Origin of the sequence: Paraburkholderia sediminicola (genome assembly GCF_046030555.1) — a bacterium.
Classification (GTDB): domain Bacteria; phylum Pseudomonadota; class Gammaproteobacteria; order Burkholderiales; family Burkholderiaceae; genus Paraburkholderia; species Paraburkholderia sediminicola_E.
Genome location: NZ_JAQQCH010000001.1, coordinates 520,997 through 543,295 on the forward strand (window position 1 = coordinate 520,997; position 22,299 = coordinate 543,295).

The window sequence follows — 22,299 nt, forward strand, 5'->3', positions numbered from 1 at the left end:
GCCCTCAAGCGCACTCAAACATCAAAACGGATGCAAAGCGCCAACGCGCCAGGAGTTCAACGTCCCTCAGCGCAGATTCGTATTCGCCAATTCGACCACCTCATCTCCGCGGCCATTCAACACCGCCCGCAGCATATACAAACTGAACCCCTTCGCCTGCGCCCACTGAATCTTCGGCGGTAACGCGAGTTCGTGCTTCGCCGTCACCACATCGATCACCGCGGGTCCAGGATGCGCGAATGCCTCGCGTAACACGGGCTCGATGTTCTCTGACAATTCGACTCTCGCGCCATAGATACCCGCGCCGCGCGCAATCGCCGCGAAGTCGGTGGCGGCGAGATCGGTGCCGCTTTCGAGGTAACCGCCCGCCTTCATCTCCATCGCGACGAAACCGAGCGTGCTGTTATTGAACACGACCACCTTGATCGGCAGATTCAGCTGGCGCGCCGTGAGCAGATCGCCAAGCAACATCGACAAACCGCCGTCGCCCGACAGCGAAATCACCTGACGCCCTGGCTCCGCTGCTTGCGCGCCCAGCGCCTGCGGCATCGCATTGGCCATCGAGCCGTGATTGAACGAGCCGTGCAGACTGCGCTTGCCGTTCATCGTCAGATAGCGCGCCGCCCAGAGCGTCGGTGTGCCGACGTCGGCGGCAAACACGGCGTCTTCGTTGGCCACTTTGTCGATGATGCTGGTCAGGTATTGCGGATGAATCGCCCGGCCCGGATCAGATGGACGAGCCAGATCGTCAAGATCTTTGCGCGTATCGGCGTAGTGCTTGCGGGCGTTCTCGAGGAAACGCCGATCGGTCTTGCGCTTGATCAACGGGAGCAGCGCCTGCAAGGTCGCCTTGACGTCGCCCACGAGGCCCAGCTTCAAGGGCGCACGCTTGCCGAGCGCCGAGCCGCGCCGATCGATCTGCACCACGTTGCCGTGCGTCGGATAAAAATTGCGATATGGGAAATCGGTGCCGAGCATTACGAGCGTGTCGCATGACATCATCGCGTGATAGCCGGAGCTGAAACCGATCAGGCCGGTCATGCCGACGTCGAACGGGTTGTCCCACTCCACGTATTGTTTGCCACGCAATGCGTGCACGGCGGGCGCGCCGAGTTGATCGGCGAAGGCCACCACTTCGTCGTGCGCGCCCGCGCACCCGCTGCCGCACAGCAGGGTCACGCCGCCGGCCTGATTCAGCATATCGGCGAGCCGGTCGAGATCCGCGCCGGAGGGCACCACGGTCGAGCGTTCGAGCGTGCCTGCCCACGCCGGCGTTTCGTCGGGGGCTTCGCCAAGCGCGACGTCGCCAGGTAGCACGATCACCGCGACGCCACGCTCCTCGATCGCCGTGCGCATGGCGCGAGCCAGCACGCGCGGAAACTGCGACGGGTTCGTCACCAGTTCGACGTAGTGGCTGCACTCCTTGAACAACTCCTGGGGATGGGTTTCCTGGAAGTAGCCCAGGCCGATTTCCGAGGACGGAATGTGCGCGGCGATCGCGAGCACGGGTTGATGATTACGATGACAGTCGTACAGGCCATTGATCAGATGCAGGTTGCCGGGACCGCAACTGCCCGCGCAGACGGCGAGCTTGCCGGTGGCCGCCGCATCGGCGCCCGCGGCAAAGGCGGCGACCTCTTCGTGGCGTGTATGCATCCAGCGAATCGAGCCGAGCCTTTGCAAGCTATCCGACAGGCCGTTCAGACTGTCGCCCGTTACGCCCCAAATCCGTTCGACGTCTGCTGCCGCCAGTGTTCTGGCCAGATAATCCGCGATAGTCTGCTTGCCCATGCTGTACTCCGCTCAGTGAGAAAGACGGTACCTCTGGAATGCCAGAGAGTACCGCTTCCTCGCAAAACGTGTCTCCGCGCGGGCAGCGTTTTATCGAAACGTAAGCATGAGGGGCGGCCGTGCTCGCAGACGGCATGCGTCCTCGTCGCGCACCTCAGCGCAGCATGAACGACATCGCCGAGAGACAGTTCAGCATGCGCACCGCATGTTCCGCCGACTCCGCGCTAAAACGCAACGTGACGGCATCGATGCGTGTGAGCGTCGGCCATTGGCAGAACAGATCGGCCAGCGCGGTCGTTTGCACACGCAACTCACATTCCACGGGCTTCGTGGCAGCGCGCGTGGCTTGCGGCGCGTGGCCTTGGTCGATGTAATGCCGCACCACTTCGCGCGCGGCACTTTCGATTGCATCACGGGCGCTTGCCGGTGTTTGCGTCACGCCGCTCGCATGCCCCGTCGCACTCTTGGTGACGACAAAACGCGCGCCGGGAAAACGGGGCGCGGTTTCTTCCGCGAAAACATCGTCGCCGGATAAAAGCGCTACCTGTGCGCCATATTCTTCCGCTAACGCGCCATACAATCCTGCCTCGCCTACTTCGACGCCATTCAGCAAGACGCGCGCGAACGCGAAGCTGTTGATCGTATGCGAGAGAATGCCGCGCGTTTGCGACCTCGCGTGATAGCCGATCATGAAGACCAGCGCCGCGCCGTATTCGAGGCCGGCCATCATGCCGAGCGTACGCGGTTTGCCGAGCACCACCTGGGCGCGAGCATCGAGCAGATCCGGCAGCAGATTGCGGAAGCCGCCATGCGAATCGTTGACCCACACATGTGTTGCGCCACCTGCGAACGCACCTTCAATCGCGGCATTGGCCTCGAGTGTCATCCAGCGACGCGCGGCTTCGTATTCGCCGTTGCCCGCGCGCGTTTGTTCGGGGTGGAACACGCCGGCTACGCCTTCGATGTCGGCAGAAATCAGGACTTTCATCAGGGAACTTACTTGAGAAGTTGAACGAGGTCGGGAGCGGTGTCGTGCAGCGACAGGCGACGATGGCCGTCGCGGCCCGTAACGGAAGTCGCGCTCCAGAGTGCATCGACGATCGCTTGCTCGACGCTGTCCGCGCAGGCACGGAAAAGCGGATCGAGGCGTGCATCGGCGAGTACTGGCGGCAGCGCTACAAAGTCGGATTCGTGCGGCACGGTGTAGGCCGTCGAAAATGCCAACGCGATATCGCCGCTGCCGTGGCCATACACCGAACCGGTTCGTGCGAGACCGGCCGCAGCGCGCAATGACAACCGCTTGAGTTGGCGAGCGTCGAGCGGCGCATCGGTGGCGACGATCATGATGATCGAGCCTTGCTCGGGTTTCGAGGCGGTTGCTGGGATCGTTGAGCTTGCTGGCGTTGCCAACGTTGCCGACGTTGCTAAGGGTGCCGTGCTGGCTGCGGCGGCTTTGGCTGCGCGTTCGGCCAGCACACGACCGAGCGGCGCGCCGTCGATCGTCAGCATCGGCAGGCGGCCGAAGTTCGCCAGCACGAGTGCGCCGACCGTATAGCGCCGCCCTGCCACATCGACCACGCGCGATGCATTGCCAATGCCGCCTTTCAAATCGAAGCACGACATGCCACGGCCTGCACCAACCGAACCACTCGCGACGTCAACACTCGCCGCTTTATATGCTTCGGCGAAATGCCGTTCGCTTACCGCCAACGCCTGAATATCGTTCAGGTATCCGTCATTACATTCGAACACCAGCGGATTGATCGTCGACCATTCGCGACCGATTCGCGGATTGACCTCAATTGCAGCGCGAATCTGCCCTTGGGCAACGGCGGCCACGCCAAATGTATTGGTCAACGCAATCGGCGTCTCCAGCACACCGAGTTCCTCAACCTGCACGAGCCCGATGCTTTTGCCAAACCCGTTGATCACCGACGCAGCCGCAGGCACCTTGTTCAGAAACGGATCGCCACGGTGCGGACGAATGACGGTTACGCCGGTTTGCACGGCGCTTTCATCCAGCGTGCAATGTCCGACCGTCACGCCTTCTACGTCGGCAATCGTCCCACGGGAGCCGCTCGGCAACACACCGATATGCGGTACGCTTTCACCTGCAGTACCCGTGAAACTCATGGCCGGTCGAGCTTGGGATCGAGCGCATCGCGCAAACCGTCGCCGAGCAGATTGAATGCCAGCACGGTGAGGAAAATTGCCAGACTCGGAAACAGCGCAATATGCGGCGCGGTGACCATATCGGCGCGCGCTTCGTTGAGCATCGCGCCCCATTCGGGCGTCGGCGGTTGCGCGCCGAGTCCGAGAAACGACAAGCTCGCCGCCGTGATGATCGACGTACCGATCCGCATGGTGAAGTAGACGACGATCGACGAAATCGTCCCCGGCAAAATATGCCGCACGATGATGGTCCAGTCCGACGCACCGATGCTGCGCGCCGCTTCGATATACGTGAGTTGCTTGAGCATCAGCGTATTGCCCCGCACGAGACGCGCAAACGCCGGGATGCTGAAAATCGCCACGGCGCAGATCACATTGATCATGCCGTTGCCGAGAATCGCGACCACACCGATCGCCAGCAGAATGCCGGGGAAGGCGAATAGCACGTCGGCAACGCGCATCGTGATGCGGTCCCACCAGCCCTCGTAGTAGCCGGCCAGCAAACCGAAGAACGTGCCGATCAGCGCGCCGATCGCCACCGACAGAAAACCGGCCGCGAGCGAAATACGCGACCCCGCCAGGATGCGACTGAAAATATCGCGACCCAGCGAATCGACGCCGAACCAGTGCGCGGCCGAGGGTGCCGCATTCAATGCGTCGTAGTCGAAGAAATTCTCCGGATCGTACGGCACGATATGTGGCGCGAGAATCGCGACCACGATCAGCAGCAGCACGAAAATACCGGCGCCGAGCGCCACATGCTGCTTGCGGAATTTGCGCCAGAATTCGCTCCACGGCGTGCGGATCGTGCTTTCTGCGAGGGCGGCCTTGGCCGCATTCGCCTCAGTGGCTGAGATACTCATGCGGGCCTCACTTGAAACGGATAGTCGGGTTGATCACGGCGTACAACACGTCCACGACCAGGTTGATGATGATGAATTCGAGCGAGAACAGCAGCACTTCAGCCTGAATCACCGGATAGTCACGCATCGCCACGGCGTCCACCAGCAGGCGTCCGAGGCCCGGCCAGTTGAATACCACTTCGACGACGATCGAGCCGCCGAGCAGAAAGCCGAATTGCAGGCCCATCATCGTGATGACAGGAATCATCGCGTTGCGCAGGCAATGTTTGACGATCACGAGCCATTCGGGCACGCCCTTGGCGCGCGCGGTTCGCACGAAGTCTTCATTCATCACTTCGACGAACGACGCGCGGGTGAAGCGCGCCATCACCGCCGCCACTGCCGCACCGAGCGTGAGCGAAGGCAGCACGTAGCTCTGCCACGAACCGTCGCCGACGATGGGCAGCCAGCCGAGCTTGACCGAAAAAATCTCCATCAACAGCATGCCGAGCGCGAAGGCGGGAAACGAAATGCCCGACACCGCCAGCGTCATCCCGAGCCGGTCGGGCCAGCGATTGCGCCACACCGCCGAGACAATGCCGATGCCCATGCCGAGCACCACCGCCCACACCATGCTGGTGAGCGTGAGCAGCAGCGTCGGCATGAAGCGCTCGCCAATTTCCTGGCTGACCGGCCGCTTGCTGCGCGTGGAGGTGCCGAAGTCGCCGTGCGCGATCTTCACGAAGAAGTTGACGAACTGCTGCGGCATCGGCTTATCGAGGCCGAGATCGGCATGCACCAGCGCAACAGTCGCTTCGTCTGCTTCGGGACCGGCCGCGAGGCGCGCCGGATCGCCGGGCAACAGATGGACGAACAGGAACACCAGCACGGCGACAATGAAGAGCGTCGGCAGCAGGCCAAAGATACGTTTGACGAGGAAAGTCAGCATGAAACCAATCCGGCAATGATGCGGGCAACGAAGAATCGTCAGAAAGCGGCCGCCCGGCCGGCGTGTTCGTCTGGAACACGCCGCACCGAACGATCAGCTCATCACTTGATCGCGATCTCGTCGAAATTGAACGAGCCGTCCGGCGCGACATACGCGCCCGACAAACGCTTGCTGCGCGCGTACACGACCTTTTCCTTGACGAGGAAGATCCACGGCGCGTCGGCCCAGATACGTTTTTGCGCGTCGGTGTAGAGCGCGGCCTTCTGCGTGCGGTCGGTGGTTTCGAGCGCCTGCTTCAGGTCGGTATCGACCGTGTCGTTCCTGTAGTACGCGGTGTTGACCATCTTCGGCGGGAACGAGACCGACCCGAGCAGCGGCGTGATCGCCCAGTCCGCTTCACCCGTCGACGACGACCAGCCCGTGTAGTACATCCGCACCGGTGCAGTCGCCGGGTCCTGCGCGCTTTCCACCTTGGCGACGCGTTGACCCGCCTCGAGTGCTTCAACCTGCGCCTTGATGCCGACTTGCGCCAGTTGCTGCTGCACGAACTGAATCACCTTCTGCGCGGTCGAGTAGTTATAGGCGGACCACAGCGTCGTTTCGAAACCGTTCGGATAACCCGCTTCCTTCAGCAACTCACGCGCCTTCGCCGGATCGTACGGCCAGGGGCCAAGCTTCACCGCGTAATCAACCCCCTGCGGCACCACGCCATCAGCGGGCGTTGCGTAACCGGCGAACGCGACCTTCGTCAGCGCGTCCTTGTTGACCGCATAGTTCAGCGCTTCACGCACCTTCGGATTGTCGAACGGCTTCTGGTTGACGTTCAGGCTGATATAGCGCTGGATGATCGAAGGCGATGCGATCAGATCGACCTTCGGGCTCGACTGCAATTGCGCCGCCTGTTCGAACGGCACCTGGAACGCGAAATCCGCTTCACCGGTACGCATCAATGCAGCACGCGTGTTGTTGTCGACCACCGGTTTCCAGTCGATCGCATCGACCTTCGGATAGCCCTTCTTCCAGTAGCCGGCGAACTTCTTCACCGTCAGGTCACCTGCCGGGTCCCACTTCACCAGTTCGAACGGACCCGTGCCGACCGGATGGAACGCGATGTCCTTGCCGTACTTCTTCAGCGCGTCAGGGGAAATCATCACCGCCGACGGATGCGCCAGTACGTTGACGAACGCCGAGAACGGCGCCTTCAGGGTGATTTTCACCGTGTACGGATCGACCACTTCGGTCTTCTCGATACGGTTGAACATGTTGTAGCGCTTGAGCTTGTTCGCCGGATCGGTCACACGGTCGAAGTTCGCTTTCACTGCCGCGGCATTGAAGTCAGTGCCGTCCTGGAACTTCACGCCGTGACGCAGCTTGAACGTGTAGACCTTGGCATCCGGGCTCGCTTCGTAGCTATCGGCCAGCACGTTGATCAGCTTCATATCCTTGTCGAAACCGAACAGGCCCTGATAGAACGACTTCGCGACGGCTTGCGACAGCGTGTCGTTCGCATCGTACGGATCGAGCGTCGTGAAGGTCGACGCAACGGCCATCACGGCCGTGGTGTCGGCGTGCGCCACACTGCCCGCGAGCATCGCGAACACCACCGCGCCGCCGCTGACCAGCGCGCGCAAACGAAACGGAGAAGACGGGACCAGCAGGTTCATGAGGTTGGCTCCAGGCTGCGAATTGAAACAGGGTTATGTGCTGCGAGAGAAATTTTTTGCTTCAGGTTGGGCACTGCATTCGAAGCTGCGTTTGGGTCTGCGTTTGGGTCTGCATTCGAGTCTCCGCGCGCGCCTAGTAAGCGCCGCCGACCCGATGCTGAGCCACGAAATGGTCCGTGCCGACTGCAACCAGCGGCGCTACGACCGGCTCGTCGTTCAGCGAGCGGATCGGGCTCGGAATCTCATCGGCGGCGAGCATGCGTTTCGCGTGACGTCGCGCCGGATCGGCGACCGGCACGGCACCCATCAGCTTCTTCGTATAGGGATGCTGCGGCGCTTCGAACACTGCGCGGCGCGGACCGATCTCGACGATCTGCCCGAGATACATCACCGCGACACGATGGCTGACACGCTCCACCACTGCCATGTCATGCGAAATGAACAGATACGCGACGCCCAGCTCGCGTTGCAGATCGAGCATCAGGTTGACGATCTGCGCCTGCACGGAGACGTCCAGCGCGGAAACGGACTCGTCCGCGATCACGACTTTCGGATTCAATGCGAGCGCACGCGCAATCGCGATACGTTGCCGTTGGCCGCCCGAAAATTCGTGCGGATAGCGGCGTGCGGCTTCAGGCGGCAAGCCGACCTTTTCGAGCAGCCACGCAACGCGCGCCTGGGCTTGCGCCCCTTGAGCGACGCCATGCACGAGCAGCGGCTCCATGATCGAGAAGCCGACCGTCAAGCGTGGATTCAGCGAAGCGAACGGGTCCTGGAAAATGAACTGGATATCGCGCCGCAGCGCTTGCAACGCAGGGCCTGTGAGCGAGCTGATTTCCTTGCCATCGAATTCGATCGAACCGCTCTGGCTTTCCACCAGACGCAGCAACGAGCGGCCCGTTGTCGATTTACCGCAGCCCGACTCGCCGACCAACGCGAGCGTTTCGCCGGGCCGCAGATCGAAGCTGACTTTCTCAACCGCATGCACGCGGCCCGTCAACCGTCCGAACACACCGCTCTTGACTGGAAAGCGCGTGATCAGATCACGCACCCGCAGAATCGGTGGGGTGCTGTCATGGATCAACGGTTGGCTTTCTTGCGCGACAGCGGCTGCGGGACGAACGGCTTCGTCGGTACCGGTGAGCGCCGCCTGCTCGATGGTCAGAATCGGAAACTTGGCGGGCAGATCGGTGCCCTGCATTGCGCCGAGACGCGGAACCGCAGCGAGCAATGCCTTCGTATAAGGATGCGAAGGCGCGGCAAACAGCGTATCCGACGCCCCCTCTTCCACTTTCTCACCGCGATACATCACCAGCACGCGATCGGCCACTTCGGCCACCACACCCATGTCGTGCGTGATGAAGATCACGCCCATGTTCATCTCGTCCTGCAGGCCGCGAATCAATTGCAGGATCTGCGCCTGGATCGTTACGTCGAGTGCGGTGGTCGGTTCGTCAGCGATCAACAGAGCGGGCTTGCATGACAGCGCCATGGCGATCATCACGCGTTGGCGCATGCCGCCGGATAGCTGATGCGGAAAACGGGCGGCCACCCGACGCGCTTCCGGAATGCGCACGAGTTCAAGCAGGCGCAGCGTTTCGGCATGCGCGGCAGAACGGCTCTTCCCCTGATGCAAGGCAATCGCTTCGCTGATCTGATCGCCGACCGTGAACACCGGATTGAGCGAAGTCATCGGCTCCTGGAAGATCATCGCGATGTCGGCGCCGCGAATCGAACGCATCGTGCCGGACGACGCTTTCGCGAGGTCGATCACGCTGCCGTCGCGGCGCCGGAAGGCGATGCTGCCACCGGCAAGGCGCCCACCGCCATGCTCGATCAGCCGCATCAAGGCAAGCGATGTCACCGATTTACCCGAACCCGATTCGCCGACGATTGCCAGCGTCTCACCACGCTCGACAGTCAGCGAGAGATTGCGCACCGCATTGAAAGTTTTGTCGCCGCTGCGAAATGCGACCGACAGATCGTCGACCGCAAGCACGCGTTGCGGCGGCAAAGTTTCGGTAAGCGGTCGAGCGGTGTGCGATGAAGTCGGCACGATGGTTCCTTTGGATTCGGACGCAGCTAACGGTGATTCAAACGAAAATTCAAGCGGTAGTTCAAGCGACGGCGCAGCGAGAAAGCATTAGCGATAGATCGCCGTCACCGGTGTCTCGCCGATCCGTGCGAATCCGCGATACATGCCTTCGGTATTGAACGGCAGGGTGACGTTGCCGCGCGCATCGACGGCAATCAATCCTCCGCGTCCGTCGATCTTCGGCAAACGGTTCATCACCACGTCGTGCGCCGCTTCTTCGAGCGAGACGTTGCGGTATGCCATCTGCGCCGCGACGTCGTACGCGGCGACCATGCGCATGAACATCTCGCCGGAGCCCGTGGTCGAGACCGCGCAGGTTGTGTCGTCCGCATAGCAGCCCGCGCCGATCAGCGGCGTATCGCCGACCCGGCCAACCTGCTTGTTGGTGACACCGCCCGTCGAGGTCGCGGCCGCCACGTGGCCATGCTGGTCGAGCGCGACCGCGCCCACCGTGCCGAACTTGCGATTCGGATCGATCGGCTCGTGCGGCATGGGGCCGTCGTCGTTCGAAGACGGCGCAGCGGCCAGCGTCGCGCCATCGTGATCGAGCATGGCGCGCTGCTGGCCGCGCGCGAGTTGCCATTGGCGATGACGCGCTTCGGTATGGAAATACTCCGGCTCGACGAACTCGAGTCCTTGTGCGGCCGCGAAGGCTTCGGCGCCTTCGCCCGTGAACAGCACGTGTTCGCTGGCCTCGAGCACGCGGCGCGCCGCCAGAATCGGATTGCGTACGCGCGTCACACAGCAGATCGCGCCGGCGTCGAGCGTGCTGCCGTCCATGATGGCCGCGTCGAGTTCATGCGTGCCAGCCGCCGTGTAGACCGCGCCGCGGCCCGCGTTGAAGAGCGGGCAGTCTTCGAGCAGACGCACGGCTTCGCTGACGGCGTCGAGCGCGCTGCCGCCGTCAGCGAGGACGCGCTGGCCAGCGCTCAGCACGGCGTGCAAAGCTGCGTGATAGTCGGCTTCGGCGCTGGCCGACATCGATGCGCGCAGGATCGTCCCTGCCCCGCCGTGAATGGCAATGACTGCGTTGGTGTTCATTTTTTGGCTTTCATAGTGCGGGTGGTACGGGTAGAAGCGCGCGTGGGCTTTTCAGCAGTGCTGGACGGTGCGGCCTGTGGGTCGGCTCGCGGGTCGGTAAGCCAGGGCAATACGAATTCGCTGACACCGGCCGCGGCCTTGACCGAACGTTGGGCGCGATACGCAACCGCATCGCAGAGGGCTTCGATCACGGCCAGTACAGCGGAATCGGCATTGGCCGCAAGCCGCCGTTCCGAGCGAATATAGAGCGCGAGATCGGCGAATTGTGCGAGCGGCGAGCGCGGACTGTCGGTTAGCGCAAGCACGCGTGCGCCGCGTCCTGCCGCACGCCGGGAGAGTTCGATGGTGTCTTCGACATAACGCGGAAACGCAATGCCGATCACCAGATCGCCGTCGTCCGCGGTGAACAGGCGCCGCGCGGCATGCGAAGGTCCGCCGATCAACGCGAGCGACTGCACGTTGTCGTGATACGGCATCAGGCCGTGTTCCATCAAGCCGGCGAGAAACGCGCTGGCCCCGTAGCCGAGCACGAACACGCGGCGCGCGGCGATGATTGCTTCAACTGCTGCTTCGGCCGCGGTGCTGTCGATCGCGGTGCGTGTGGAATGGAGATTGGCCGCGGCCTGTTCGAGCAGCGCATCGAGCAGCGCGTCACCGGAAGCGAGCGACTCCTGCGCGCTGCGCAGCCGCTCGACCGGCGCGAGGGTCGCTTCGAAACCGCGCACGAGCGCTTCGCGAAACTGCGGATACCCGTCGAAGCCGAGCGCGCGCGCGAAACGATTCGCCGTTGCTACCGACGCACCGACCACGCTCGCCAGTTCGTCGATCCGCATGGTCGCTGCGCGGAACAGATTCGCCAGCACGTATTCGCCCATACGACGATGGATCGGCGTGAGGGTTGGCATCGCTACAGCGATGCGCGCGGCGATGGCCTGCTCGGCGGGGGTCGAAGCGACGGACGAGTGATGGATCATGCGAGCGAGCCGGGGCATTGGCTGTAATCAAAATGAATGAAAGTATATTTACATAGAAATCTCGCAGAAAAAAATTAATTTTCATTTTCAAGGGTTTTCACGGACGTGCTGCGGCGCGTCGGCACGCCACGGGGCCATCCGATGAAAATCAGTTTTCATTGTGCGATCGCGGCGCCTTCGGGAACGTGCGCAAGCCGTGCCGCCGGCGACATAACAATGATCAGCGCCTGCACGAGGAAAGCCGCGGCAGCCGCGACCAGACACGCCTCCATCCCCCAGCGCGCGCTGATCGCCGCGCCGAGCAACGCGCCCAGCGGCCGCGCGCCATAGGTCGCGGTGCTGTTGAGTGCCGAGACGCGGCCCATCATCCGTTCAGGCGTAATCGCCTGACGCAGTGTGGTCGAACCCACCACCCACAAAATCGGGCCGGCGCCGAGCAGGAAGAAGCTGAGCATCGCCAGCCAGAACGACGGCGCGAAAATCGTCGCGACCATCACGAGCGAGGCAAGCAAACCGCATGTCGGTCCGATGATCAGCACGCGTCCGAACGCGAGACGCCGCGCGATGGCCGGTGCGGCGAGCGCACCGCACACCATGCCGACGCCGTACGCGCCGAGCGTCACACCGACCATCGACGCATTCAATCCCAACCGATGAACGGCGTACGGCACATACACCGCTTGCAACACGAAGAAACCGAGGTTGAAGAAGATCGCGGTAGCAAGCATCGGACGCAGCAGCGCGTCGCGCAGCACGAAGCGCGTACCGTCGCGCAGTTCCAGCAGGAAGTGACGCTCGGAAGCGGTCGCTCGCGGTGGTTCGCGCAGCCCCGCGAGCAACGCGACGGCTAACGCCGATAACCCGGCCGCGCAGCCATACGCCCATCCCGCGCCGATCCAGCCGACCAGCACGCCACCGAGCGCCGGCCCCGCCGAATACGCAACACTGCGCGCCAGTTCGAGCCGGCCGTTGGCCTGGGCGTATGCCTCGCGCTGCACGATCGACGGCACCAGCGAAGGCGCCGCGACGTTGTAGGCCACCGTGCCGGTTGCGGCAATGAAGCCGAGCGCGGCAAGCAGCGGCAAGCTCAGTGAATGCGTCATCACAAGCAGCAGCACGCACAGCATCGCGACCACGCGCACGCTTTCGGCAAGCGTCATCAAGGTGCGGCGCGAGCGGCGGTCGGCCCAGACGCCGAGCGGAATCGACAACAGGAGAAACGGCAGCGTCTGCGCGGTTTGCAGCAGGCCGGTCTCGCGCGCGCCGGCGCTAAGCGCGAACACGGCGACGAGCGGCGCGGCGGCGAGGCTGATCTGCTCGGCGGATTGTGCGACCAGGTTCGACCATGCGAGCCGCTGGAATGCGGGCGGCAGACGAATCGCGGATGAAGACGGGGAAGTGGAAGTGGCGTGCATCGATGAACTCCTGCGACGGGATGGGGAAAGACCATCGTCGTCGCTATGACGCCGCGCGGCGCTCCGCTTCTTGCGGTGTTATTCTTCGCTCGCCATGAATCTCGAAAGCATCCTCTTCACTCAAGGTTTCGGCTCGCGCCGCCAATGCCGGGCGCTGATCCGCGACGGCCGCGTGAGCATCGGCGGCTCGGTCTGCGCCGATGCCGACGCCGATTTCCCAACCCATGACAGCACGTTCTGCTTCAGCGTGGACGAGGTCGTCTGGCCGTATCGCGAGCACGCCTATCTGCTCCTGAACAAGCCCGCCGGCTACGAATGTTCGCGTGACCCGCAGCATCATCTGAGCGTGTTCAGCCTGCTGCCGCCGCAGTTCGCCGAGCGCGGCGTGCAATGCGTGGGCCGCCTCGATCAGGACACGACCGGCCTCCTGCTGCTCTCCGACGACGGCAAGTTCGTTCACCTGTTCACGTCGCCGAAACGCAAAGTGCCGAAGCGTTACGTCGCGACCACGCGTCATCCCATCGACGACGTCCAGTTGAGTGCCTTACGCGACGGTGTCTTGCTGCACGGCGAGCCCAAAACGATCGCCGCCGTCGACGCCCAGGCGCGCGGCGACCACACGCTTGCCCTCACCGTGATGGAGGGCAAGTATCACCAGGTCAAGCGAATGATCGCGGCAGCCGGCAACCGTTGCGAAGCGCTGCATCGCGAGCGGATCGGCGGCCTCGCATTGCCCGCGACGCTTGCAGAAGGCGCATGGCAATGGCTCGACGAAACCGACCTCGGATCTTTACTGAGCGGGTAAACCGGTAGGTCCCTTTCAAAGCCTTGATCCATCAGGAGAATCATGTGCGCGGCCACACATAGGCCCTACGGGACCTCCGATTAGACGCTGCATCGCAGCATGCTCTTCCTTACAACTCGCCCTATACTCGGTTAAACAAAGACTACAAAGGGTTCAAGGAGGGGCGCCATGGTCATCCACGACACTATCGAAATCTCGTCCACGATGATTGCTTTCACGTGTCTCGGGCTGGTTCTGGTCGGCGGACTGCTGGTCACCATGCGGCTGCGGCACAAATATCATCCGAACCTCATCGGCGCACTGATTGGCGCAATGCTGTGCTTCCTGCTACTGGAGGCATTGCCGGCTCTGACCTAAGGCTGCGAAGCCGCGCGTAGGAAATCCTCGACGCTCGGATATCGCAAGCTCACGCGCAACTCCTCCTTGAGGCGTCGATTGACGAGGCGCCTCGATTCACGCATGAAGGACAGCAGGGTCGGCTCGATCTGCTGCTCCGCCTCCGCGCGCGTGATGCGCGGCGCGCGCTCGAGGCCGAACGCATCGGCCACCACATCGAAGTACTCGCCCATTTTCAGCGACGTATCGTCGGACGCATGAATCGCGCGCCCCGGCCGCCCGTGCGTGGCAAGGCGCACGAGAATCGCAGCGAGGTCGTCGGCGTGGATATGGTTGGTGTAGACGTCGTCAGCGTCGATCAAGGCTGGAGTCCGCTTTTCCAGCCGCGCGAGCGGCAGACGGTTGCCTGCGTAGATGCCCGGAATCCGCGCGATGCTTGCGGCCACCACGCCTCGCGCGGTGGCGCGCCGCAATTGCCGCTCGGCCGACACGCGGCGCTTGGCACGCGCATTGGCCGGCTGCGATGCGCGCGTCTCGTCGATCCACGCGCCGCCGCAATCGCCGTAGACGCCTGTCGTGCTCGCATACACCAGTCTCACAGGCGCGTGCGGAGCGGCGGTCCGGCGCACCCTGTCGGGTACAATATTGGCTGCTTCAGATTCCGCCCACGAGGCACTCATGTTGCGCAACCCGCGGCGCAGCCGCCCGACCGGCGCCACCGCGCCGCGCGCGGCACGCAGCGCCCGATCGCGGCGCGCGCTCAGCGTAGCAAGCAAGGCACGGGTTCGGCGGTCGTCATCGCCGGTCTTTTGCGGCGGCGCGAGATGCAGCACCGTCGGTGCGAGGCCTGCAAGCCGTTTCAGGCTGCGGCGCGCGTCGAGATCGCCGACCAGCGGCGTGACCCCGGCGGCGCGCAATTCGGCGCTGCGCCCGGCGTGGCTGGTGAGCGCGAAGATATGCGCGCGTGGCCGCAACAAGGGCACGCAGCGCATGCCGACGTCACCGCAGCCAACAATCAAGACGCGCGGCCGGCGTAAATTTCGTGTCGCTTTCATGGTGGACGCATTGTAGCCGTCAAGCGCGGCAGGTACCGCACAGGTGATACAGCGGGTCCGATAACGATTACCGACTTTTCGATTTCGAACACTCTATGGCATTTAACGTCACGCTCCGGCAAAGCGGCCGGCAGTTTCAGGTAGAACAGGACGAACCGGTCCTCATCGCCGCATTGCGGCAAGGCATCGGCCTGCCGTACGGCTGCAAGAACGGCGCCTGCGGATCCTGCAAAGGCACCGTGGTCAGCGGTCAGATCGAACAGCGTCAGCATTCGTCGTCGGCCTTGTCGAACGACGAAAAGACGCGTGGCATGGCGCTCTTCTGCTGCGCGACGGCGTGCTCCGATCTCGAAGTGGACATTCGCGAAGTGGCCGGCGTGGGCGACGTGCAGGTCAAGAAACTGCCGTGCCGCGTGAACGCAGTCGAGCGCAAGGCCGACGACGTTGTCGTACTGAAGCTGCAATTGCCCGCTAACGAGCGCCTGCAATATCTGGCCGGCCAGTACCTCGAATTCATTCTGAAGGACGGCAAGCGTCGCAGCTATTCGATGGCGAGCGCGCCGCACACGGAAGGTCCGCTCGAATTGCATATCCGTCACATGCCCGGTGGCGCGTTCACCGATCACGTCTTCAATACGATGAAGGAGCGCGACATTCTGCGCTTCGAAGCGCCGCTCGGCACCTTCTTCCTGCGTGAAGATTCGGACAAGCCGATCGTGCTGCTGGCCTCGGGCACCGGCTTCGCGCCGCTGAAGGCGATCGTCGAACATGCGGTCTTCAAGAACCTGAACCGGCCCATGACGCTTTACTGGGGCGCACGCCGCAAGAAAGACCTGTACCTGCTCGATCTCGCCGAACAATGGGCTCGCGAGATCCCGAACTTCAAGTTCGTGCCGGTGCTGTCAGAACCGGACGCGGGCGATGCGTGGACAGGCCGTGTCGGCTTCGTGCATCGCGCGGTGATCGAAGATTTGCCGGATCTGTCGCCGTACCAGGTGTATGCGTGCGGCGCGCCGGTGATGGTCGAGTCGGCGCAGCGCGATTTCACCCAGCATCATGGGCTGCCGGAAGACGAGTTCTACGCGGATTCCTTCACGAGCGCGGCGGATCTGGCGAACGCAGTTTGAGTGCGTGAACGGCCTGATCGAAACGCGACTGGGCCGTTCGTGAACAACATGTCAGCATTGAGGCGGATGCGCAAAAATCCCGCTTGACGCCAATTTGTGCGAATTCATGGTTTACACCAGCGCTTTCCTTGTCGTATTCTTTGGCGCATGAACCGCATCCAGTCCGAACTTCGACGTCGCCGCTCGCCGCTCCCTTAGGGACGCCGCTGGCTTCGTCACGGATTCGCGCCGCACAAAGGCGCAAGCAGTTCGAATCATGAAAGCCACGGCATGCCGTGGCTTTTTTGTTTGCTTTTTTTGCGTTCCACCAACCGCTCATTAACCCCTCACCCGCTGTCTGGAGCCTGCCGTTATGAATTTCAATGAGTACCCGATCGAGTCGCTGATGTACATCACGAACCGGCCCGACATCGTTTTCACGCACGGCAAGGGCTCGTGGCTCTACGACAATAACGGCAAGCGATACTTGGACTTCATCCAGGGCTGGGCAGTCAACAGCCTTGGCCATTGCAACGACGGCATGATCGAAGCGCTGAACAAGCAGGCGCAACTGCTGCTCAATCCGTCGCCAGCCTTCTACAACGGTCCGATGGCACAACTCGCTGGGCTGCTGACGCAACACAGCTGTTTCGACAAGGTGTTCTTCGCGAACAGCGGCGCCGAAGCCAACGAAGGCGCGATCAAGCTCGCGCGCAAGTGGGGCAAGAAGTTCAAAGACGGCGCGTTCGAAATCATCACGTTCGATCACAGCTTCCACGGCCGCACGCTCGCGACCATGTCCGCAAGTGGCAAGCCGGGCTGGGACACGATCTACGCTCCGCAAGTGCCGGGCTTCCCGAAAGCGGATCTGAACGACATCGCGTCGGTTGAAAAGCTGATCAACGCGAAGACGGTCGCGGTCATGCTCGAGCCGATTCAAGGCGAAGGCGGCGTGATTCCCGCCACACGCGAGTTCATGCAGCAACTGCGCGCGCTGACCAAACAGCACAACCTGCTCCTGATCGTCGACGAAGTGCAAAGCGGCTGCGGCCGTGCCGGCACCCTGTTCGCGTACGAACTGTCGGGCATCGAGCCGGACATCATGACGCTCGGCAAGGGCATCGGCGGCGGCGTGCCGCTCGCGGCGCTGCTCGCAAAAGCCGACATCGCCATCTTCGAACCGGGCGACCAGGGTGGGACGTACAACGGCAATCCGTTGATGACCGCGGTCGGCTATTCGGTGATCTCGCAATTGACCGCGCAGGGCTTCCTCGAGGGCGTGCGCGCGCGTGGCGAATATCTGCGCGCCAGGCTACTCGAACTGTCGGAAGAGCGCGGCTTCGAAGGCGAACGCGGTGAAGGTCTGCTGCGCGCCCTGCTGCTCGGCAAGGACATCGGCAACCAGATCGTCGAGAAGGCGCGCGTGATGCAGCCCGACGGCCTGCTGCTGAACGCAGCGCGTCCGAACCTGCTGCGCTTCATGCCGGCGCTGAACGTCACGAACGAAGAAATCGACCAGATGATGGCGATGCTGCGTTCAATTCTCGACACGCTGTAATCACCCAGGAAAGCGCGTATGACGACGACCCCAACGCTATCGATCCGCTGCTTTGACGTGCGTGACACCGATGCCGTGGTCGCGCTATGGCAGGAAGCGTTCCCCGAGTATCGGGACGTGACAAGGCCGCAGCGCAACCCGCATCTGTCGATCGCGAACAAGCTGACGACGCAGCCGGAACTGTTCTTTGTCGCAGTGCTCGGCGAACGTATCGTCGGCACGGTGATGGGTGGCTACGACGGGCACCGAGGCTGGCTGTATTCGCTCGCAGTGGATGAATCGTTGCGTCGTCACGGGATCGGCACGCGTCTGGTCGCGCATGTCGAAAACGCGTTGACCGAACGCGGCTGCCCGAAGCTGAATTTGCAGGTGCTATCCGCGAAAGCCGACGTGCGCGCGTTCTATGAGGCGCTCGGTTATCGCGCGGACGCAGTGGTCAGTCTCGGCAAGCGCTTGGGCCAACTGGCGGAAGCGCCGGCAGCTTAGCCGCAGATAAGCGCTTGAATGGAAAAAGGCCGCATGCCTGAAAGCATGCGGCCTTTTTTTACAGCTAAAGCGAACTTGGTCCGGGCTATTCACCCAGCACTCATTCTCCCAGCTTATTCACCCAAATAAGCGGCTCGCACCTTTGGATCATCCAGCATCTGCTTCGCGTCGCCGGACATCGTAACCAAACCCGAGTCCATCACATAGCCGCGGTTCGCCGCCTGCAACGCGAGACGCGCGTTCTGCTCGACCAGCAGCACTGTCATGCCTTCGGCCGAAATCGCCCGCACCACTTCGAAGATCTTCTCGACCATGATCGGCGAGAGACCCATCGACGGTTCGTCGAGCAACAACAGCTTCGGCTTGCTGATGATCGCGCGCGCCATGGCCAGCATCTGCTGTTCCCCGCCCGACAACGTGCCCGCGTACTGCGAGGCCCGTTCCTTCAGGCGCGGAAAGAAGCCAAACATACGATCGACGTCCGCCTTGATGCCATCCGTGTCGGTACGCAGATAAGCACCCATCTGCATGTTCTCGACGATCGACATGCGCGAGAAAATGCCGCGGCCTTCCGGCACCATCGCCAGACCGCGCTTGAGCAGCTCGTGCGCCGGGATGCCCTTGATCGACTCGCCCATGTACTCGATGTCGCCCGCCGAATACGGCTTCAGACCCGTGATCGCCTTCATCGTCGTGGTCTTGCCCGCGCCATTCGCGCCGATCAGCGTGACCAGTTCGCCCTGCGCAACTTCGAGGTCGATACCCTTGACTGCCTGGATGCCGCCGTAATTGACCTGCAGGCCCTTGATTTTCAACATTGCCGTAGCCATTAGTGGACCCCCGCACCCAGATAAGCTTCGATCACCTTCGGATCCTTCTGCACGTCTGAAGGCAGACCTTGCGCAATCACCTTGCCGTAGTCGAGCACCGTCATCTGGTTGCACAGACCCATCACGAGTTTCACGTCGTGCTCGATCAGCAGGATCGTCTTGCCGTCGCTGCGGATCTTGTCGAGCAGCTTGGTCAGTTCGACCTTTTCCGTTGCGTTCATGCCGGCAGCCGGTTCATCCAGTGCGAGCAGCTTCGGATCCGTTGCCAGTGCGCGGGCGATTTCCAAACGACGCTGGTGACCGTACGACAGATTGCGCGACGTGTAGTCCGCGTACTGCGCAATGCCGACGTACTCCAGCAGTTCGATCGCACGCTCCTTGATCTCGCGCTCTTCGCGGCGCTCGGACGGCGTCTGGAACACTGCGCCGATCAGGCCATGCTTCGTGCGCACGTGGCGCCCAACCATCACGTTTTCCAGCGCAGTCATGCCACCGAACAAACGGATGTTCTGGAACGTACGCGCAATCCCCGCCTTCGCCACCTGGTAGACAGCGGTAGGCGTGTATTCCACGTTGTCGAGCTTGAACTCGCCCGAATCCGGCGTATACAGACCCGTGATCACATTGAAGAAGGTCGTCTTGCCGGCGCCGTTCGGACCGATCAGGCCATAAATCTGGCCCGACTTGATCTGCAGACCGACGTCGGACAATGCCTGCAGGCCGCCAAAGCGCTTGTTCACGCCTTTCACCGACAGGCGGATCTGGTCGCTGCCTACGCTGTTGTTTACGTTATCGCTCATATGATTTCTCCCCGGGCCTTAAGCGCGCACCGGCTTCTTGCCGCTGCGCTTCGCCAGTTTCGCAATCTTGTCTTCGTGCTTCGGCGCCGGCCACAGGCCTTCCGAGCGGTACAGCATGATCACGACCATCGCGAGGCCGTACAGCAACTGACGGATCACCTCCGTATCGACGATTTCGTGGCCGAAGATCGCGTTCTGCAGCGGACCCATTGTCGAACGCAGGAATTCCGGGAACACCGAAAGCAGCACCGCACCGAGAATCACACCCGGGATGTGGCCCATGCCGCCGAGCACCACGCACGCCAGCACCACGACCGACTCCCAGAACGTGAACGACTCCGGCGACACGAAGCCCTGGAACGAGCCGAACATCGCACCCGATAACCCGCCGAACGACGCACCCATCGCGAAGGCCAGCAGCTTCACGTTACGGGTGTTGATGCCCATCGCCTTGGCGGCGATTTCGTCTTCGCGGATCGCGGCCCATGCACGGCCGATACGCGAGTGCTGCAAACGCGTACAGACCCAGATCACCAGCAGCGAACACAGCACGAACAGGTAGTAGTACAAGTACACCGACGGGAACTGCATGCCGAACAGCGAATGCGTCTGCGCGAGGCTGAAGCCACCCACCGACACTGGATCGATCCCCGTGATCCCCTTCGGACCATTGGTGATATTCACTGGACGGTCGAGGTTATTCATGAAGATCCGCACGATTTCCCCGAAGCCCAGGGTCACGATCGCGAGGTAGTCGCCACGCAGACGCAGGGTCGGCGCACCGAGCAGGATCCCGAAGGTCGCGGCGAGCCCCATCGCGATCGGCACGATGATCCAGATCGGCGCATGCAGGCCGCCCGGGAACAGATGCGCAATCCATTCGAACTGCGAGGTCAGATGCGGCGAGCTCAGGAGAGCCGCGACGTACGCGCCGATTGCGTAGAACGCGATATAGCCCAAGTCCAGCAGGCCGGCGAAGCCGACCACCACGTTCAGGCCCAGCGCGAGCATCACGTACAGCATCGCGAAGTCGAGCACGCGGACCCAGTAGTTGCCGCCGGCCGCGCCGATGATCATCGGCGCCGCGATCACGAAGATCGCGGTGATGATGCCGACCGTCAACGTCTTCGTCAGGTTCTTTTCAGGGATGAGCGTCGTGGACGGCTCGATCGGTTGAATTGAGGTCATGTCTGTTTACTCCTTATGGCCCGGGATCAAGCGCGATCCGCAACACGTTCGCCGAGCAGACCCGACGGACGGAACACCAGCACGATGATCAGCACGATGAACGCGAACACGTCCTGATAGTTACTGCCGAACACACCGCCCGTGAGGTTGCCGATATAGCCCGCCCCCAACTGTTCGATCAGACCGAGCAGCACGCCGCCCACCATCGCCCCGCCGAGATTGCCAATCCCGCCCAGCACCGCCGCGGTAAAGGCCTTCAGACCTGGGATGAAGCCCATATAGAAGTGTGCGTTGCCGTATTCGGACGCGATCATCACACCGGCCAGAGCGGCCAGCGCCGAGCCGATCATGAAGGTCGCTGAAATCACGAAGTTCGGGTTCACGCCCATCAGGCTCGCGACGCCCGGGTTTTCGGCGATCGCACGCATCGCGCGGCCGAGCTTGGTCTTGTGAACCAGCAGCAGCAGACCGCCCATCACAAGGAACGCCACCACGATGATCACGATTTCAGTCATCGATATCACGGCGCCAGGCGTCGTGTCGGTGGCCTTGATCACGTTGATCGGGTCAGTGGGCAACAGCTGCGGGAACGGCAGCGGGTTGCGCGACCAGATCATCATCGCGAGGGTTTGCAGCAGGATCGACACGCCGATCGCGGTGATCAGCGGAGCGAGACGCGGCGCTTTACGCAACGGCCGGTAGGCCACGCGCTCGATCGTGTAGCCGACCGCGGCGCAAACCACGGCTGCAATGATCAACGCGATACAGAGCGTCGGCACATTGCCGAGGCCGGGGAAGTGGTTCTGAAGCACGCCTATGGCTGAAAGCGCAACCATCGCGCCCACCATCAACACATCGCCATGCGCGAAGTTGATGATGCCCAAGATGCCGTAAACCATCGTATAGCCCAGTGCGATGATGGCGTAAACGCTGCCAAGCACCAGCCCGTTGAGGACCTGCTGGATGAAGATATCCATTTAATGCTCCTTAGCCCGTGCGACTGGATTCGCGTTCTTCATCAGCCGGTGGGCGGTGATGCGGTACGCCAATCTCAACGGCACTGCGGGTACTGATGTAAAAGACCGGTAAGGGTTACCCGCTACCCGGTTCGTCTTACGACTGTGATGCAGCCGCTAACTTACCGATGGCGGATGCAAAAACGGCACCGTTGGGTGGTTTCGGTGCCGTCAGG

20 protein-coding genes are annotated in these 22,299 nt (G+C 62.4%); 5 read left to right on the plus strand and 15 right to left on the minus strand.

All coding sequences use genetic code 11. The features are described 5' to 3' along the window. Nucleotides 1-66: 66 nt before the first annotated feature. The 10 genes from poxB to PQQ52_RS02500 form a co-directional block, all read right to left on the minus strand. On the minus strand, nt 67-1,791 hold the full coding sequence (poxB, locus tag PQQ52_RS02455; protein WP_408206495.1) for a ubiquinone-dependent pyruvate dehydrogenase: 1,725 nt from the start codon (nt 1,789-1,791) through the stop codon (nt 67-69). Between the two features lie 154 nt (nt 1,792-1,945). After that, nucleotides 1,946-2,779 (minus strand): M55 family metallopeptidase, encoded by an 834-nt coding sequence (locus tag PQQ52_RS02460; protein ID WP_408206497.1) that lies wholly within the window; start codon nt 2,777-2,779, stop codon nt 1,946-1,948. An 8-nt stretch (nt 2,780-2,787) separates the two neighbouring features. Then, a complete protein-coding gene (locus PQQ52_RS02465) occupies nt 2,788-3,924 on the minus strand; it encodes a DmpA family aminopeptidase (protein ID WP_408206499.1) in 1,137 nt (378 codons plus the stop codon). Further along, nucleotides 3,921-4,826 carry a glutathione ABC transporter permease GsiD gene (gene gsiD, locus PQQ52_RS02470; protein ID WP_408206501.1) on the minus strand — a complete coding sequence of 302 codons (906 nt, stop codon included), beginning with the start codon at nt 4,824-4,826 and terminating at the stop codon, nt 3,921-3,923. Before gsiD ends, PQQ52_RS02465 begins: the two co-directional genes overlap by 4 nt. A gap of 7 nt (nt 4,827-4,833) precedes the next feature. Continuing rightward, complete coding sequence (gsiC, locus tag PQQ52_RS02475) at nt 4,834-5,754, minus strand: glutathione ABC transporter permease GsiC (RefSeq protein WP_408206503.1); 921 nt, start codon at nt 5,752-5,754, stop codon at nt 4,834-4,836. Nucleotides 5,755-5,855: 101 nt separating this feature from the next. After that, nucleotides 5,856-7,418, minus strand: coding sequence for a glutathione ABC transporter substrate-binding protein GsiB (gene gsiB, locus PQQ52_RS02480; protein WP_408206505.1), 1,563 nt, complete (start codon nt 7,416-7,418; stop codon nt 5,856-5,858). 133 nt (nt 7,419-7,551) lie between these two features. After that, on the minus strand, nt 7,552-9,474 hold the full coding sequence (locus tag PQQ52_RS02485; RefSeq protein WP_408206507.1) for a dipeptide ABC transporter ATP-binding protein: 1,923 nt from the start codon (nt 9,472-9,474) through the stop codon (nt 7,552-7,554). Nucleotides 9,475-9,561: 87 nt separating this feature from the next. Then, entirely contained in the window at nt 9,562-10,554 is a 993-nt protein-coding gene (locus PQQ52_RS02490) for an isoaspartyl peptidase/L-asparaginase family protein (protein ID WP_408206509.1), read from the minus strand. Continuing rightward, nucleotides 10,551-11,528, minus strand: a complete 978-nt coding sequence (locus PQQ52_RS02495) for a MurR/RpiR family transcriptional regulator (protein WP_408206511.1) — start codon at nt 11,526-11,528, stop codon at nt 10,551-10,553. The genes PQQ52_RS02490 and PQQ52_RS02495 overlap by 4 nt, the downstream gene beginning before the upstream one ends. A 155-nt stretch (nt 11,529-11,683) precedes the next feature. Beyond that, complete coding sequence (locus tag PQQ52_RS02500) at nt 11,684-12,943, minus strand: MFS transporter (RefSeq protein ID WP_408206512.1); 1,260 nt, start codon at nt 12,941-12,943, stop codon at nt 11,684-11,686. Nucleotides 12,944-13,037: 94 nt separating this feature from the next. Here PQQ52_RS02500 and PQQ52_RS02505 point away from each other — a divergent pair, with 94 nt between their 5' ends. Next, a complete protein-coding gene (locus PQQ52_RS02505) occupies nt 13,038-13,748 on the plus strand; it encodes a pseudouridine synthase (RefSeq protein WP_408206514.1) in 711 nt (236 codons plus the stop codon). A 168-nt stretch (nt 13,749-13,916) separates the two neighbouring features. After that, complete coding sequence (locus PQQ52_RS02510; protein WP_408206516.1) at nt 13,917-14,105, plus strand: hypothetical protein; 189 nt, start codon at nt 13,917-13,919, stop codon at nt 14,103-14,105. Here the strand turns inward: PQQ52_RS02510 and PQQ52_RS02515 are convergent. Next, complete coding sequence (locus PQQ52_RS02515; RefSeq protein ID WP_408206518.1) at nt 14,102-15,139, minus strand: Rossmann-fold NAD(P)-binding domain-containing protein; 1,038 nt, start codon at nt 15,137-15,139, stop codon at nt 14,102-14,104. The two genes, PQQ52_RS02510 and PQQ52_RS02515, sit on opposite strands and share 4 nt — an antisense overlap. Before the next feature lie 95 nt (nt 15,140-15,234). On the opposite strand from PQQ52_RS02515, the gene PQQ52_RS02520 reads away from it, so the two are divergent. The 3 genes from PQQ52_RS02520 (at nt 15,235) to PQQ52_RS02530 (ending at nt 18,289) form a co-directional block, all read left to right on the plus strand. After that, nucleotides 15,235-16,266, plus strand: a complete 1,032-nt coding sequence (locus PQQ52_RS02520) for a CDP-6-deoxy-delta-3,4-glucoseen reductase (RefSeq protein ID WP_408206519.1) — start codon at nt 15,235-15,237, stop codon at nt 16,264-16,266. A gap of 352 nt (nt 16,267-16,618) precedes the next feature. Further along, entirely contained in the window at nt 16,619-17,803 is a 1,185-nt protein-coding gene (locus PQQ52_RS02525) for an acetylornithine transaminase (RefSeq protein ID WP_408206521.1), read from the plus strand. A gap of 18 nt (nt 17,804-17,821) precedes the next feature. Then, nucleotides 17,822-18,289: a GNAT family acetyltransferase gene (locus PQQ52_RS02530; protein ID WP_408206523.1), complete on the plus strand. Its 468-nt coding sequence runs from the start codon at nt 17,822-17,824 to the stop codon at nt 18,287-18,289. A 113-nt stretch (nt 18,290-18,402) separates the two neighbouring features. On the opposite strand, the gene PQQ52_RS02535 is transcribed toward PQQ52_RS02530, so the two are convergent. From PQQ52_RS02535 to PQQ52_RS02550, 4 genes are read right to left on the minus strand one after another with little or no spacing between them, the layout of a single operon-like run. Next, nucleotides 18,403-19,119, minus strand: coding sequence for an ABC transporter ATP-binding protein (locus PQQ52_RS02535; RefSeq protein ID WP_408206524.1), 717 nt, complete (start codon nt 19,117-19,119; stop codon nt 18,403-18,405). Continuing rightward, entirely contained in the window at nt 19,119-19,919 is an 801-nt protein-coding gene (locus PQQ52_RS02540) for an ABC transporter ATP-binding protein (RefSeq protein ID WP_325045346.1), read from the minus strand. The genes PQQ52_RS02535 and PQQ52_RS02540 overlap by 1 nt, the downstream gene beginning before the upstream one ends. Before the next feature lie 18 nt (nt 19,920-19,937). After that, complete coding sequence (locus PQQ52_RS02545; protein ID WP_325045347.1) at nt 19,938-21,107, minus strand: ABC transporter permease subunit; 1,170 nt, start codon at nt 21,105-21,107, stop codon at nt 19,938-19,940. 26 nt (nt 21,108-21,133) lie between these two features. Beyond that, complete coding sequence (locus PQQ52_RS02550) at nt 21,134-22,084, minus strand: branched-chain amino acid ABC transporter permease (protein WP_408206526.1); 951 nt, start codon at nt 22,082-22,084, stop codon at nt 21,134-21,136. Between the last annotated feature and the right edge of the window lie 215 nt (nt 22,085-22,299).